At 68.8% G+C, this 13,811-nt stretch carries 13 protein-coding genes and 3 pseudogenes; 7 read left to right on the top strand and 9 right to left on the bottom strand.

Annotated features, from left to right (window positions below):
* The first annotated feature begins 386 nt into the window (after positions 1 to 386).
* Positions 387 to 614 carry a hypothetical protein gene (locus tag ABZ471_RS36645; protein WP_359072711.1) on the top strand — a complete coding sequence of 76 codons (228 nt, stop codon included), beginning with the start codon at positions 387 to 389 and terminating at the stop codon, positions 612 to 614.
* A 10-nt stretch (positions 615 to 624) separates the two neighbouring features.
* Here the strand turns inward: ABZ471_RS36645 and ABZ471_RS36640 are convergent, their stop codons facing one another.
* Entirely contained in the window at positions 625 to 1,548 is a 924-nt protein-coding gene (locus tag ABZ471_RS36640; RefSeq protein WP_359072709.1) for an NADP-dependent oxidoreductase, read from the bottom strand.
* A gap of 129 nt (positions 1,549 to 1,677) precedes the next feature.
* Between ABZ471_RS36640 and ABZ471_RS36635 the strand changes: the two genes are divergently transcribed.
* Complete coding sequence (locus ABZ471_RS36635; RefSeq protein ID WP_359072707.1) at positions 1,678 to 2,721, top strand: helix-turn-helix domain-containing protein; 1,044 nt, start codon at positions 1,678 to 1,680, stop codon at positions 2,719 to 2,721.
* A 379-nt stretch (positions 2,722 to 3,100) separates the two neighbouring features.
* On the opposite strand, the gene ABZ471_RS36630 is transcribed toward ABZ471_RS36635, so the two are convergent.
* A complete protein-coding gene (locus tag ABZ471_RS36630) occupies positions 3,101 to 4,051 on the bottom strand; it encodes an RNA-binding protein (protein ID WP_359072705.1) in 951 nt (316 codons plus the stop codon).
* A gap of 165 nt (positions 4,052 to 4,216) precedes the next feature.
* Entirely contained in the window at positions 4,217 to 4,465 is a 249-nt protein-coding gene (locus ABZ471_RS36625; protein WP_359072704.1) for an SCO4226 family nickel-binding protein, read from the bottom strand.
* Positions 4,466 to 5,001: 536 nt separating this feature from the next.
* Here ABZ471_RS36625 and ABZ471_RS36620 point away from each other — a divergent pair.
* From ABZ471_RS36620 to ABZ471_RS36610, 3 genes and pseudogenes are all read left to right on the top strand, one after another.
* Positions 5,002 to 5,394: a helix-turn-helix domain-containing protein gene (locus ABZ471_RS36620; protein WP_359072702.1), complete on the top strand. Its 393-nt coding sequence runs from the start codon at positions 5,002 to 5,004 to the stop codon at positions 5,392 to 5,394.
* Positions 5,395 to 5,580: 186 nt separating this feature from the next.
* Positions 5,581 to 6,354, top strand: a complete 774-nt coding sequence (locus ABZ471_RS36615) for a TIGR03084 family metal-binding protein (protein WP_359072700.1) — start codon at positions 5,581 to 5,583, stop codon at positions 6,352 to 6,354.
* A gap of 300 nt (positions 6,355 to 6,654) precedes the next feature.
* Positions 6,655 to 7,409, top strand: a pseudogene (locus tag ABZ471_RS36610) (IS5 family transposase).
* A 9-nt stretch (positions 7,410 to 7,418) separates the two neighbouring features.
* On the opposite strand, the pseudogene ABZ471_RS36605 reads toward ABZ471_RS36610, so the two are convergent.
* From ABZ471_RS36605 to ABZ471_RS36595, 3 genes and pseudogenes are all read right to left on the bottom strand, one after another.
* Positions 7,419 to 8,243: pseudogene (locus ABZ471_RS36605) on the bottom strand (IS5 family transposase).
* A gap of 36 nt (positions 8,244 to 8,279) precedes the next feature.
* Positions 8,280 to 8,864, bottom strand: coding sequence for a DinB family protein (locus ABZ471_RS36600; RefSeq protein WP_359072698.1), 585 nt, complete (start codon positions 8,862 to 8,864; stop codon positions 8,280 to 8,282).
* A 203-nt stretch (positions 8,865 to 9,067) separates the two neighbouring features.
* Positions 9,068 to 9,280: pseudogene (locus ABZ471_RS36595) on the bottom strand (NAD(P)/FAD-dependent oxidoreductase); the annotation flags it as partial.
* A gap of 842 nt (positions 9,281 to 10,122) precedes the next feature.
* Between ABZ471_RS36595 and ABZ471_RS36590 the strand changes: the two are divergent.
* Together ABZ471_RS36590 and ABZ471_RS36585 are read left to right on the top strand one after the other, a co-directional pair.
* Complete coding sequence (locus ABZ471_RS36590; protein WP_359072697.1) at positions 10,123 to 10,251, top strand: hypothetical protein; 129 nt, start codon at positions 10,123 to 10,125, stop codon at positions 10,249 to 10,251.
* Between the two features lie 708 nt (positions 10,252 to 10,959).
* Positions 10,960 to 11,349, top strand: a complete 390-nt coding sequence (locus tag ABZ471_RS36585; RefSeq protein WP_359072718.1) for a VOC family protein — start codon at positions 10,960 to 10,962, stop codon at positions 11,347 to 11,349.
* A 353-nt stretch (positions 11,350 to 11,702) separates the two neighbouring features.
* On the opposite strand, the gene ABZ471_RS36580 is transcribed toward ABZ471_RS36585, so the two are convergent.
* The 3 genes from ABZ471_RS36580 to ABZ471_RS36570 form a co-directional block, all read right to left on the bottom strand.
* On the bottom strand, positions 11,703 to 12,212 hold the full coding sequence (locus ABZ471_RS36580) for a hypothetical protein (protein ID WP_359072695.1): 510 nt from the start codon (positions 12,210 to 12,212) through the stop codon (positions 11,703 to 11,705).
* Positions 12,213 to 12,389: 177 nt separating this feature from the next.
* The gene (locus ABZ471_RS36575; protein ID WP_359072693.1) at positions 12,390 to 12,866 is read right to left on the bottom strand and encodes an SRPBCC domain-containing protein; all 477 of its coding nucleotides are present in this window, start codon (positions 12,864 to 12,866) and stop codon (positions 12,390 to 12,392) included.
* A 95-nt stretch (positions 12,867 to 12,961) separates the two neighbouring features.
* Positions 12,962 to 13,777: an SAM-dependent methyltransferase gene (locus ABZ471_RS36570; RefSeq protein ID WP_359072692.1), complete on the bottom strand. Its 816-nt coding sequence runs from the start codon at positions 13,775 to 13,777 to the stop codon at positions 12,962 to 12,964.
* Between the last annotated feature and the right edge of the window lie 34 nt (positions 13,778 to 13,811).

Below are 13,811 nucleotides of genomic sequence, written 5' to 3'. Positions count from 1 at the left end.
ACTTCGGAGAGATGCCCGAAATTGACCCATTAGGCGGTCTTTAGGGCAGCTCGGGGCAGGGTGACTCTACGATCCGCGATAGGACGTGACATGGGCCCTATGGGCGGCATCACGCCCCAGCCCCCCACCCGGCCCCCTCCAGCCCCTGGCCGGGCCAGGCTGAGAGCCTGACTGCCTCACGGCACACCACGGCGACGCCACCGCCCGCGGGACAGGCCCGAGCCGCCCTTCCCTGCGCGGGCCGCATCCAGGCCCGGTGAGCCGGTGATGATGGACGGCGCGCCGCGGCCGTGCCGGCCGTGCCGGAGGAAGAGCTCGTCGGGTGGCTGGAGCCGACCATGGCCCTGGATGGGGGCACACGGCCGGGTGAGGACCCGTAGGCAGCGGTGGTTCGCCAGTGCCATGAGGAGCTGGGCATCGAGGCCGCGCATCGCCGATCACATTCCTCGACGCCGGGTGTCTGCAGCGCGCACACGGGCATCGTCACCAGCAGCAGGCCGCTGGGGATCGGCCGCGAGACCAACCAGCAGCGCAACGCCGTCGAGGCGTGCATCCACCGCATCGGGCAGTGGCGCGGCATCGCTACGCGCTCCGAGGAAACCGCGGCCGCCTGACGGCTGCGGATCAGGCCACCGTCAGGACGATCTTGCCGGTGGTGCGGCCCTGCTCGCCGATCTCGTGTGCCTTCGCGGCCTCCGCCAGCGGCAGGACCGTCTCGACCAGCGGCTTCAGCGCGCCCCGCTCCACCAGGGCGGCGATCTCGCGCAGGCCCAGGTGGTCCGGCTCGACCAGGACCCACACCGCCCGCACCCCGTCCTGGACGGCAGGCACGTCGTCGGGGCCGGGCAGGGTGATCAGCCGGCCGCCGGCCCGGAGCACCTTCAGGGAGCGCTCGGCCGTCTCCCCACCGAGCCCGTCCAGCACCACATCGACGTCGGACACGACGTCCTCGAACCGCACCGCGCGGTAGTCGATCACCTCATCCGCACCCAGCTCGCGCACCAGGTCGTGCTTGCCGGCACTGGCCGTACCGATGACGTACGCGCCACGGGCCTTGGCGATCTGCACCGCGAAGTGGCCGACCCCGCCGGCCGCCGCATGCACCAGCACCCGCTCACCGGGACGTACGTCGGCCGTGTCCACCAGGGCCTGCCAGGCAGTCAGCGCGGCGAGCGGCAGCGCCGCCGCCTCCACGTGCGTCAGGCCCGCCGGCTTGGGGGCGAGGTGCCGGGCCGGCGCCACCACGTACTCGGCGTACCCGCCCGCTTGGCGCGGGAACAGCGGCATCCCGAAGACCTCGTCACCTGGACGGAACATCCCCACACCGGGCCCGACGGCCTCGACCGTGCCGGACACGTCCCAGCCCACCGCCGGCACGGCGCCCCACTCGATGAGGGCCCCGCTGGCACGGGTCTTCCAGTCCACCGGGTTCACTCCGGCCGCGTGCACCCGCACCAGGACCTCGTTCAGCCCCGGCTCCGGGCGCTCGACCTCACGCTCGACCAGAGTCTCGGGTCCGCCCCACTGCTCCACGACCATCGCACGCATGCTGTCCGCCTCGTCTTTCGTTTCGTTCGGCTCGGCTCCGGGTGGTCCCCAGCGCGACGCAGTCCACGATGTGGCACCCCGGCCCGCCGTGGTGTTGGCCGCTCGGCCACTATGTGCCAGGATCTGGCCATGAGTGAGACGCAGTGTGCGACCAGGGGGGACGAGCAGGACCGGGCGGAGGGGGCGCCCCGGCGGCACCGGATCGCAGTGCTCGCCCTGCCCGGGGTCCCGCCCTTCGAGCTGGGCATCCCCTCCCGTGTCTTCGGCAGCGTGGAGGACGCCGAGGGCCGCCCGCTCTATGAAGTCACCGTGTGCACCGCCGACGGCGCCCCCGTGCTCAGCGACGCCGGCTTCACGGTGCAGCCCGCGGCCGGCCCCGAGGCCCTGGCTGCCGCGGACACCGTGATCGTCCCGCCCACGCACGCCATGCCCGAGCTGGGCCGCGGCGGCCCGCTGCCCCCCGAGGTCACCGCGGCCATCGCCGGCATCCAGCCCGGCACCCGGCTGGTGTCCATCTGCTCCGGCTCCTACGTGCTCGCCGCGGCCGGGCTGCTCGACGGCCGGTCGGCCACCACCCACTGGAACCTGGCCCCGGAGTTCCGACGGGCCTACCCGAAGGTCAAGGTCGACGAGGAAGTCCTCTTCGTCGACGACGGCAACGTGCTGACCTCCGCAGGCGTCGCCGCAGGCGTCGACCTGTGCCTGCACATGATCCGTCGCGACCACGGCGCGGCCGCCGCCAACCGGGCCGCCCGCATGTGCGTCGTACCGCCCTGGCGGGATGGCGGACAGGCCCAGTACATCGACCGTCCGGTCCCCGAACCCACCGTCGCCAGCACCACCGCCACCCGCGCCTGGGCCCTGGAGCACCTCGGCGAGCCGCTGACCCTCGCCCGGCTCGCCGAGCACGCCCGGATGAGCCTGCGCTCCTTCACCCGGCGTTTCCGCGACGAGGTCGGCATGACTCCGGTGCAGTGGCTCACCGCACAACGTCTGGAACTGGCCAAGCAGCTACTGGAAACCACCGACCTTTCCATCGACCTGGTCGCGCACCGGGCCGGCTTCGGCTCCGCGAATTCCCTGCGCGCCCATATGAGAACGGCCTTCGGAGTCTCACCCGCCGCCTACCGTCGCACCTTCAGCCCTCATGACCCTGCAGGAACCCGTGGTTGATGACACTTGACTTCCTCCCTGGGCTGAAGCCCGGGGATTCCCCTAGGAGGGGGTTCGGCCGGTCCCCGGGCTTAGCCGCCGCCTACGGCCACCACGGGAGAGTGGTCGGCGTACGTGGCTGGAACACCCCAGGCCAGCTCCGCACGCTTCGCCGCCTGGTCGTCGAACGCGCGTCGTGGACAGCCTTCACGGTCATACCCACGCTCCGCCCAGCAGCTGTGAACTGACTCCCGCCCATGCGCTGGTCGTCAGCCTCGGCCCCCTGGGCGACATGTGGGGCCGGATACGCACCTACGACGCGGGACTCGTCAGCTGTGAATCCCCGGTCAATCATCAACAGCTACTGAAGGGAAATGCCACGGATCTGAGACGGACGGGTCTACCAACGGGCCCGTACCACTCCGTCACGATCAGGCATGACAGCGGTGAACAGAGGGACACGTTCATCGGCGTACACGGACAGGAGCGCTGCAGCGTCGGCACCGGATATCAGGGCGGCCAACTCCGGGAAGTCGTCCTCGTCAGCGACAGCGCTGTAGATCCGACCGTCCTTGTCCTGCCAGACACCTTCGACGAGACCCTCGGTGGGGAGGGCGCCGAGGACTGCCTCTACGTCGGAGGACAGGTCCGGCCACACGGCCAGACGGGCACGGGGAGCCAACCCGGCGCGAACCGTGTCGATGGTGTCGCAGGTGAGGTGGTGCCATCGTGAAGCGCCTTCGATGTAAATCTCCTCCAGCATTCCGGCACGGCCGGTGGCAACTGCGAAGTACAGACGGTCCCAGAAGTCGTCGTAGCCCGGTCGCTGAACGTCTTCTCCGCTGATGTCCATGTCATACGGGGAGGCCTTCAGGCGTTCCGGGAACAGCCCGAGCGTGCGTGTCCGTGCCAGCGCCTCCTCGCATGGCCGGCTACTGCCGATGTAGAGGTACTGGTCCCATCCGACGTGCACTGCGAATGTGCCCTCCGCCTCCAGTCGGCACCAGGCGCCGCTGTCACGCAGCATGAACCGCACCAGTTCCAGTCCGACTTCGAGGGGCACCACTGCTCCGTCGTGGAAGTCGGTAAGGCCCGTCGGGAAGAATCCGGCAATCCCAAAGTCCTCCAGGGGCCGCTCGACGCCGAAGTGCCCGAAAGACGGGACCTGCGGCTCGCGTACGGACAAACGATCGATGCCGACCTCCACGGCGAACGCCTCGACCGCCTGAAGAGAGGCCGCCTCGATCTCGCCGTGATCGCTGACGGTGTCCTCGGTGCCGGTGTAATGACCGTGATCGTCACGGTCGGCGGGGTCGTACTTGGTGACGCGGTAGACGTAGGGGAGTTGCACGTCCCCATCTTCCAGCACAGCCCTGACACCGCCCCGAGGAAATGACCCGGGAGTGGGGACAAAGGCGTCGGAACGCGCCCTGAGACGAACCCGGAACCTGATGGTCAGCGCGATGCTCTATGGACACGAGCCGCGAGATCCCCAACTCTCACCCGAATTCAGGTGTCAGGCCGTGAGCGGCACCGGGTGGATCTCGTCCGCCGGGTGGCCTGCGCGCTTATGAACGCGCTGCACCGCCTCCGCCGACGGCGCCTCAGACAGGCAGTAGACCTCGCCGGACTGAGGGTCCGCCCATGCCTGCTTGAAATGCACCTGTTCCTCGCCCTCGATGGCCAGGTCCGCGCGATGTGCCTCCAGCAGCTGCTCGCCCGTGATCCCCTGCATCCCGTGGTGAACGTCCATGAACTCGGCCATGATCACGCACCTCCTGATCGCCGCTACCTCCATGCTGCACCCGGCACCGCAAGCCCACCCCATGAGCGACGAAGCGTCACCGGTCCGTCACGGGGCGGACTGCCGTGCGGCCCGGTCGTCCCCACCAGCAATGTCCTCACCGGAGACACTGCGGCCGGGAGCCACACCCTCACCGGCCACATCGGCTTCGTCTCTGGCGTCGAGGGGCTCCAGCGGCACGAAACGCGTCGACCTCGATCGCTTTCACCGTCGGCGGCGGCAGGTTCCGCGGCTCCTCGTCCGTGATCGGGGTGACCTGGGTTGGTCAACTCGTAGCCGGGAACGGCGCACAGGGCGGTGAGGCCGTTCTCCTACCGCCACCGGCCCCGACGATCCGCCTTTCTCTGGAGACTGATCAGGTGAGGCTTCGCCGTAAACCCCCGGTATCCAGGCCGGGGTTAGGCGACCCTGGACCGGTGCCGCGCAGCGGCGGAGTCCGCTTGTGTTGTCAGTGGCGTGCACTACGTTGATCCCTTCAGCTGAAGGGGGGTGTTCTCATGCTGACTGGCCGCCGTTATCTGCTCGATCTCACGTTGGATCAGGCCGTGTTGTGCGAGGAGTTCGCGAACATCTGCCGGGTGGTGTGGAACACCGGCTTGGAGCAGCGCAGGGAGTATCGGCGGCGAGGCGCGTGGATGAACTATGTGCCGCAGGCTGCTGAGTTGGCCGACGCCAAGTGTGAACATGCCTGGCTGAGAGCCGCTCCGTCGCATGTGCTTCAGCAGACTCTGCGTGATCTGGACCGGGCGTGCCGGGAGCACGGGGCGTTCAAGGCCGGTGGCGGTCGAAGGCGCGATGGGCCCCGTCGTTCCGGTTCCCGGCCGGCAAAGTTGTCGCACTGGCACACACCACGTGATCATTCCGGGGCCGTCGCCGTGCCTGGAGAGTAGATCGCAACCGTCACGCGTCTCGCATGGCCAGCCAGCCCGACACGCTCTGCGCCGCCGTCGAGGAAGCACGGTGGTCCCGTGGTGCCTCGGGCCCCACCACCAAGTGGGCAGACTCCGGCGACATCGGAGTCTGCCCGCACACTTCCTCTCCGCCGTTGGTCAGGAAGGAGTGGCACCATTGCGCACATGTTGAACTACAACCTCGCCGTCCCCGATGTAGATGACGCCGGTGTCCTGTCCGCGCTGGTGGCTGAGGGCGACGAGCTCGACGTCCTGGTCAGGGCAGTGGACAACTGGTCCATACCGACACCGGCACCGGGCTGGACGGTCGCCCACCAGATAGCCCACCTCGCGTGGGCGGACGCGAACGCACTCAGCGCCTTACGCACTCCGGACGCGTTCGGCGCCGAGCTCAGGCGGGCGGAAGCCGAAGGCACCGGGTACGCAGACAAGGCCGCCGCCGCGGGAGCGGCCCAACCGCGGTCGGTACTCCTGGACGAGTGGCGGGCCGGTCGAGCGGAACTGGCGGCGGCACTGCGCGACACGCCATGGGACCACGCATTCCCCTGGTACATGTCAAAGGTGACCCCGGCCCTGATGGCGCCCCTTCGTCTGATGGAAACCTGGGCACACGGGCAGGACGTCTTCGATGCTGTGGGCGTGGCGCACCGCCCGACGGATCGACTGCAACACGTGGCGTCGCTGGGGGTGTTGGGACGGGCGCTGTCCTTCGCCGCCGTCGGACTGCCTGAGCCGGCGGACCCCTTCCGCGTCGAGCTGACAGCACCTGACGGACGGACCTGGGTGTGGGGCCCCGAGGCTGCCGCGCAGCGGGTACAGGGCGGCGCTATCGACTTCTGCCTGTGTGTCACCCGGCGTCGCCCCTGGTCCGAGACCAACATGACGGCGACCGGCGAGGACGCTCAGAAGTGGCTGGAGGTGGCGCGCGTCTTCCTCTGAAAGCGTGTCGGGGCGCCTGGTCATGCGAGACGCGTGACGGTTGCGATCTGCCCTCCAGGCACGGCGGCGGCCCCGGAATGATCATGTGGTTTGTGCCAGTGTGACAACTCCGAGGCCGTCAGCGGCCCATGCTCGGCGTAATCAACTGGCCACCCGACAGTCTCTGACTGGCTCTAACAAAAGCTGTTGATCATGTGACTGTTGGCTTGTCTGCTCGTTGGTCTGGTCGTGGGGAAATGTCAGTCGCGGCCCTGGATCGTGCCGGATGAACTGTGGTCGCTGATCGAGCCGTTGCTGCCCATGCCGGCGCCGAAGCCGGTCGAGGGCAGACCTCGAGTGCCGGACCGGCAGGCGTTGTGCGGGATCCTCTTCGTCCTGCACACCGGCATCCAGTGGGAGTACCTGCCCCAGGAGCTGGGCTTCGGTTCCGGCATGACGTGCTGGCGGCGCCTGGCGGCTTGGAACGAGGCCGGTGTGTGGGAACAGTTGCATGTGCTGCTGCTGGAGAAGCTGCGATCGAAGGACCAGCTGGACTGGTCCCGGGCGGTGATCGACTCCTCGCACGTGCGGGCTGCCCGGCGAGGCCCAAAAGCGGGCCCAGCCCGGTCGACCGAGCACGTCCGGGCAGCAAACACCACCTCATCGTCGAAGGGCCAGGCATCCCGCTCGCGGCGTCGCTGACCGGCGGAAACCGCAACGACGTCACCCAACTCCTGCCCCTGCTCGACAAGATCCCGGCAATTGCAGGCCGGGTCAGCAGACCACGCCGACGCCCCGACGCGCTGCTGGCCGACCGCGGCTACGACCACGACAAGTACCGGCGCCTGCTCTGGCAGCGCGGGATCCGACCCGTGATCGCGAAGCGGGGCGAGCCCCACGGCACCGGGCTGGGCATCTTCCGCTACGACGTCGAGCGCACGATCGCCTGGTTGCATGGCTTCCGCCGCTTGCGCATCCGCTGGGAACGACGCGACGACATCCACGAAGCGTTCCTCGGACTCGCTGTCTGCCTGATCACTCACCGCCACGTCCAACGGCTTTGTCAGGGACAGTAAGAGGGTGTCTCACGTGGCAAGTTTCGCGAGCTTCTTGTAGCAGGTCAGGGCGGCGACCAGGCCGAGGAAGGCGAGGAAGTGCGAGCCCTTTCGTTCGTATCGAACGGTGAGGCGGCGGTAGCCGAAGAGCCAAGCGATCGACCGTTCGATCTTCCAGCGGTGCCGACCGAGGCGTTCACCGGACTCGATGCCGGGCCGCGCGATGCGCGCGACGAGCCCGCGCTCGCGCAGCCAGGTCAGGTGTTCGGCGGAGAAGTACGCCTTGTCCGCGCGGAGTTTGACGGGACGGCGCCGCCGTGGTCCCTGGCGGGACCGGACGGCGGGTATGCCGCGGATGAGCGGCTTGAGGGCGAGGCTGTCGTGCATGTTCGCGCCGGACACGGCGACGGCGAGCGGGATGCCCTGGGCATCGGACAGCACGTGCAGCTTGCTGCCCTTCTTGCCGCGATCGACTGGGTTCGGCCCGGTCAGCGATCCCCCCTTTTGGCGCGAACGGAGGCCGCGTCGACGATCGCCGAGGTCCAGTCCACCTCGCCCCGGGCCCCGAGTTCGTCCAGCACCGCCCGGTGCAGCCGACGCCACAGGCCGGCCTCGGTCCATACCGTGAAGCGGCGATGCGCGGTGGCGGGCGACGTGCCGAACGTCGGCGGCAGATGCCGCCAGACACAGCCGCTGGTCAGCGCGTACACCACTGCTGTGAACACGGCCCGCTCGTCACACGGAGCGGTCCCACCACCTTGCGGACGGGCAGCGAACGACGGCAGCAACGGGGGGCGGCTACCAGAGTTCATCAGGAACCAGACGCTTCGATAGATCAGCACCCACGACCGGCATCATGCCGCACGAACATCAAGTCACGTGAGACAACCTCTACGCCTTGATGGGTGCAGCCGACCTGGCGGCCTGCTCGATCTTCGCGCAGTAGGCTGCGCGGGCTTCCTCGTCGATCTGCTTCTCGTTCTCGGCGCGCACCCCGGTTCGGCCGTCGAGGCCCTCGCGCAGGATATCGGCGTGCCCGGCATGCCGGATGGACTCGCCGAGGACATGGACCATGATGGCGAACAGGTTCGTGTTGGGATAAGGCTCCGGCCACCACGGCACGTGGCCGGGGGCGTCGAGGGGAAGCTCGTTGATCGTCGCGTCCGAGTGTTCCCACGTGCGCCGGTAGAACCCGATGATCTGATCGCGGGTCTCGTCCTCGGTTGCCCACAGATCGCTGCCGTTGGAGTCCTGCCACCGGGGCAGGGGTTCCGGGGAAGGGCGGTCGAAGACCTCGCCGAAGTACCTGGCCTCGACGGTGGCCACGTGTTTGACCAGGCCGAGGAGGTTGGTCCCGGTCGCTGTCAAAGGTCGGCGGGCGTCGTATTCGGACAAGCCGTCGAGTTTCCAGAGCAGCGCCTTGCGGTCCCGCCGCAGTCTCCCGTGCAGGTTGTCTTTCGCGAATTCATCGATCATGCGGCATGAGCCTGCCATGGGCTGCTCGTGGTCTCAAGATCCCGTACGTGGTCCGCATCGACTGGCAGAGCCGAGGCCTGGCCATGGCCGCTGCCGCCCTGACCTGCTACAAGAAGCTCGCGAAACTTGCCACGTGAGACAACCTCCAAGTGGCCGTCGACCGGGTGGCCGTAGACGATCCGCAGGTCCACGCCGGGCTGGAAGATGCCGTACGCCTGGATCCTGGTGTCGTACTGGTCGGACCAGAAGTAGGGCACGGGAGCGAAGGGGGCGGCGTCGCCGAGCAGGTTGCCGGCCGCGGCATTGGCCTGTTCGGTGGCGTTCATTCGGTGCTCCACTCGCATGCGGGCGCCGAAGTGCGGGTTGTGCCAGGAGGCGACGTCGCCGGCAGCATAGATGCCGGGTCCGGCTCGGCACAGCTGACCGGACCACATCGCACCTTGTCGCCCAGCCGAAGCCGCCTCCGCCCGCTGCTGGCGGTTATCGGGTCAGCCCCCACTACCTCCCGGCGCGAGCAGGCCGGCGACATCGGCGATCGCCTCCGGAAGGCTTGAAACAGCGGGGATGCTGCCCATGCCGCGCACCCTCACAGCGTCTGGCTCAACTCCCCCGTGAACACACAGAGCCGTGGTGACCGTCATCTCGGCGAAGTTGTCCTCGACGAAGATCGCGAGCTTGGCATGAAGCTGGCCCCTGATGGTGCTCAGGGCGCGGACTCGACCTCGGCAACGATCCGAATCACCCTGGCCTCGCCCGGACTGCTTCCGGCACTTCGGTAGTCTCCGGTCTTCCGACGACGGGAGACAGGCGATGGTGGAAGCTGGGCCGGCGAGACCTCCGAGCCCCTGGTCCAGAGGGGTCCTGTGGGGCGTCCTCTTCGGGGGGCTGGCATCGGCGGGCTCCGTCGCCACTATCGGGAGGATGTGGGCTACGTGTGACGTCGGCGTCAACGCAGCGGCCAACAGCATGACTCTGCTGTTTCTCGCCTCCGTCATATGGATCGCCGTAGCCGTTTCCTGGGTCGTCCTGTACGGCACTCTGGGAAGGCGTCACCGCAGCGCAGCACTGACCGCAGGGCTCGTCTTCACCGTGTTCGTCACGTGGTTCCTGGTGACGTGGCTTGGTGTGATGGACTCCTACCCTGACCCTCGATGCCCGGGACATGTCCCGCCCTGGTGGTCGAGTTTCATCCCCACATGACCGCTCGGCCACGCTGTGAGCGATCCCGACCCAGGTAGGAAACGGGTTGTGGTCCCCCATGGACGGACGTGGCGTCACCCTCGAGGATCGCGACGTGGTCGCCGTGCGTGCCGATCCGTTGTCGGCGAGCGACGCGGCTTTGGCTTCGCCGGTGACGGTGATCTCTCCGGCGCCGGCCGGTGGCTGAGGACGAACAGCCGGGCCGTCGGGTGGGGCCCGCCGCCTCCGAAATGGTCGGAGTCCTCATAGGTGTTGCGTCCCGCCACGACGGCGCCCACGCGTGCGGCAAGCGCGTCGAAGGCCTGGGCGCCGGGCCGGCTCAGCCGGAACCCGTCGAACACCTGGCTGGGTGTGTCGCCGTCGAAGTACCAGTCGAAGAGCATCGCTCCGTCGCCGAGTCCGCGCCCGGCACCGGGACCACGGCCGGTGATGTACCCGTCGACCTACACCGCGTGGGCGCTGAAGACCTTGCTCATGTCCGTGACCTTTCCTGCAGACTCCAGGACCCCACGCTCGACGGCATCGGGAGCCCTGGTCGCCCTGCACCCGACCACCCAACCCGCGACACCCCGAAGCGAGTACCTCACAAGATCCTCCGGAAGTCCCCCGAGACCACCACCGTGGACGGCTCCCCCGGCCCCGGCGTGTACACAGACGTGCCGCCCGACTCCAGTCTTTCGCTGACGCGTTCGCCAGCGACGACCCGCTGTTCCGTCAGACCCACGCACACGTGACGAGCCCACGGACCAACGGCGTAATCGAGTGGTTCTTCGGCACCCTGAAGCAGGAACATCTCTACCGCGCCACCATCGGCAGCGGAAACGCCCTCGCCGTCGAACACTGCGATGGACGTGTGGCCTTTGGTGGACCCGCTACGGGACTGGGAGGTCCGGACATGGCCAGTAAGTTCACCGAGCTTGCGATCGACTGTGCCGATCCCGACGGTCTCGCCCGGTTCTGGTGCTCGGTCCTCGACTACGAGGTGCAAGACGAAGACGACGGAATTGTCACCATCGGCTCCCCGATGGTGCCCGAAGGCGAGAACCGGCTTGGCCCAGTGCCACCGACGTTGACCTTCGCGCGCGTGCCCGAGGGCAAGACCGTCAAGAACAGGCTGCACCTCGACGTCAACCCAACCGACAGAGAGCAGGACGAAGAGGTCCGGCGCCTGCTCGACCTCGGTGCTCGACACGCCGACGTCGGCCAGACAGGCGATGAAAGCTGGGTGACGCTTGCCGACCCAGAGGGGAACGAGTTCTGCGTCCTTGCGCGCCGCCGCCCCTGATCGGAGGCCGCACGCCGCGCCCGACCTACCTCCGGTTCAATAACGGAGAATCCCGACCGAGCAAGATCAACGCGCTGAGCGCACGTGGTCTCCCCGGGCTTCACCGGACCCGTCGTCGCGGCCATGGCTACCGGGGCGACGTCGTCCGGCTCGGGTACAGGAGCAGAGCCGGGCGCCAGAACGCCGAGCTCGACGGCATCATCACCGACCACCCCGACCACATACGGCAGGTCATGGCCGACCACTGTATGCGGCTGCCCCCGACGTACCACCCGCACGGCCGGACCTGACCGCTCCGGCAGCGGCGAGCCCCGCCCCGAGTGGGGCGGGGCGGGACTGCGCCCGTCGGCCGGTCAGCGCACCGGCTTCAGGTCGGTGATCTTCAGGGTCTTCAGGTCGGACAGGACGTCGATCTTGGTGACCTGGGCTCCGGCGCCGTCGCTCCAGGTGAGGGTGACCCGGCTGGTGGCGTGGCCCGCACCGGAGCCGGTGTAGACGACCTTCCACTTCACCGGCACGTTCTGCGCGAACAGGATGCCGTCGGCGTGGTTCTTCTCCTCGTAGGCGGCGACCTTCTTCTGGGCCGCGGAGGAAAGGTAGAAGGCGCGCAGCGCCTTGGCGTCGGCGGCGGCCGCCGGGTCCTCGTTGTCCCAGACGGAGTCGATGTAGGCGCCGTAGAAGTCGGCGACGCGCTGGGTGACGTTGCGCGGGTCGCCCTGGGCGGAGGACACGGCGGCGGCACGCGGGGCGTGGCTGACGCCGGAGCCGGCCAGGGCGGGCGTGACGGCGGCCAGGGTGAGGCCGGCGGTGAGGGCGACGGCGGTCACCAGGGTCTTGCGGTTGCGGACGGACATCTTTCTCATTCCCCCGGTTTCTTCGCGACCGGGCTGATCCCGGCCGTCGACGGACCTTAAGACCGCATTCCCCTCGGCCCGGTTCCGCTTCTTCCGGCTTTCTTTCCCCGCAATTCCGGGCACCGGGCACAGCGGTAATGGTTGTGCCGAATTCCGGACCGCTTCCCCGTCTTTTCGGCCATCCGTTCAGGCCATGGGCGGGTTCCGGTCTTCGACCAGTCGGGCGAGGTGGTCGAGGGCCATACGGGTGCCCAGTTCGTTGTCCGCGCTGGGGATGTCGTCCGGGATGCCTTCGTGCAGGATCTCGACGTCCGTGGCGCCCTCGTCCGTCTCGGTGAGCGTCGTCGTCATCGTCATGGTGCCGCGCACGGCGTCGTCGTCCGTCTCGAACGCGAAGACCTCCACGACCCGGACTCCGGGAACGAGTGCGGCGAAGTGCCCCTGGTATGTGTCCGTGCGTCCGCCGGACTTGCCGGCGCCGCCCGGGTCGTCGTAGGTGAGGGAGACGCGGAGGGTACCGCCCTCACGGGCCTCGAAGGCGTGGACGTGGGCGGTCATGTTCCCGGGGACCCGCCAGGCGGCGAGGGCGTCCGGATCGACCAGGGCCCGGTAGACGGCCTCGGCGGGCGCCTGCACGCGCCGGGTGACTCGCGTGGCGTACATGGCCTCACGCTACCGGCCGGGGCACGGCCCGTCCCGTCGTACGACAAGGCGGGGCCGAGGTCCGGGAGGTGGGTCGGACCCCGGCCCCGGGTCGGTCACGGCTTGCGGGCGACCGCGCCGTACATCGCGATGTCCTCGTCGCGGATGTCCTTCTCGCCGGTGCCGTCGGGGTGCCACTTGTGCACCTGGACGATGCCGGGTTCGGCCAGGTCCAGGCCCTCGAAGAAGGCGTGGGCCTCGTCGATGGTGCGCAGGCGCATCGGCATGTTGCGGGCCGCGTACTCCCGGGCGACCCGGCCCACCTCCTCGGGCGCGAACTCGGCGGTGCCGATGGACATCGCCAGGTAACTCCCGGAGGGCAGCGGCTCCAGCAGCCGGCGTACGACCCCGACCGCGTCGTGCTCGTCCAGCATGAAGTGGACGATCGCGATGACGGTGAGGGCGACGGGCCTGCTCAGGTCGAGGGTCTCGCGCAGTTCCGGGGCGTCGAGGATGGCCGCCGGGTCGCGGAAGTCGGCCTCGATGTACGAGGTGCGGCCCTCGGGCGCGCTGGCCAGCAGGCCCTGGGAGAGGGTGAGGACGATCGGGTCGTTGTCGACGTAGACGACCCGGGACTCGGGGGCCACCGCCTGCGCGATCTCGTGCAGGTTGGGCGAGGTCGGGATGCCGGTGCCGATGTCCAGGAACTGGCGCATGCCCGCCTCCTCGGCGAGCCAGCGCACGGCGCGGTTCATGAAGTCGCGGTTGGCGCGCATGTGCACCGGGAGGGCGGGCCACTCCCGGGACATGGCGTCGCCCGCCTCCTGGTCGGCGGGGTAGTAGTCCTTGCCGCCGAGGATGTAGTCGTAGATGCGGGCGGAGTGGGCGTTCTCGGTGTCGATGCGGTCGGCCGGCCATCCGTTGTCGGGCAACGCCGTGTCTCCCATTCGGGTCGAAGGTGCGGGA

The organism is Streptomyces sp. NPDC005728 (genome assembly GCF_040630895.1).
Taxonomy (GTDB): domain Bacteria; phylum Actinomycetota; class Actinomycetes; order Streptomycetales; family Streptomycetaceae; genus Streptomyces.
The sequence above is the reverse complement of the archived record's forward strand: the minus strand, read 5'-3'. Positions and strand labels throughout refer to the sequence as shown.

Excerpts from the sequence above, each read along its gene's own strand:
- ABZ471_RS36600 (WP_359072698.1), bottom strand. The coding sequence starts at position 8,864 with ATGATCGATGAATTCGCGAAAGACAACCTGCACGGGAGACTGCGGCGG.
- ABZ471_RS36625 (WP_359072704.1), bottom strand. The coding sequence starts at position 4,465 with ATGGCCGAGTTCATGGACGTTCACCACGGGATGCAGGGGATCACGGGC.
- ABZ471_RS36575 (WP_359072693.1), bottom strand. The coding sequence starts at position 12,866 with ATGTACGCCACGCGAGTCACCCGGCGCGTGCAGGCGCCCGCCGAGGCC.
- ABZ471_RS36615 (WP_359072700.1), top strand. The coding sequence starts at position 5,581 with ATGTTGAACTACAACCTCGCCGTCCCCGATGTAGATGACGCCGGTGTC.
- ABZ471_RS36635 (WP_359072707.1), top strand. The coding sequence starts at position 1,678 with ATGAGTGAGACGCAGTGTGCGACCAGGGGGGACGAGCAGGACCGGGCG.
- ABZ471_RS36640 (WP_359072709.1), bottom strand. The coding sequence starts at position 1,548 with ATGCGTGCGATGGTCGTGGAGCAGTGGGGCGGACCCGAGACTCTGGTC.
- ABZ471_RS36580 (WP_359072695.1), bottom strand. The coding sequence starts at position 12,212 with ATGAGAAAGATGTCCGTCCGCAACCGCAAGACCCTGGTGACCGCCGTC.
- ABZ471_RS36620 (WP_359072702.1), top strand. The coding sequence starts at position 5,002 with ATGCTGACTGGCCGCCGTTATCTGCTCGATCTCACGTTGGATCAGGCC.
- ABZ471_RS36590 (WP_359072697.1), top strand. The coding sequence starts at position 10,123 with ATGGACGGACGTGGCGTCACCCTCGAGGATCGCGACGTGGTCGCCGTG.
- ABZ471_RS36585 (WP_359072718.1), top strand. The coding sequence starts at position 10,960 with ATGGCCAGTAAGTTCACCGAGCTTGCGATCGACTGTGCCGATCCCGAC.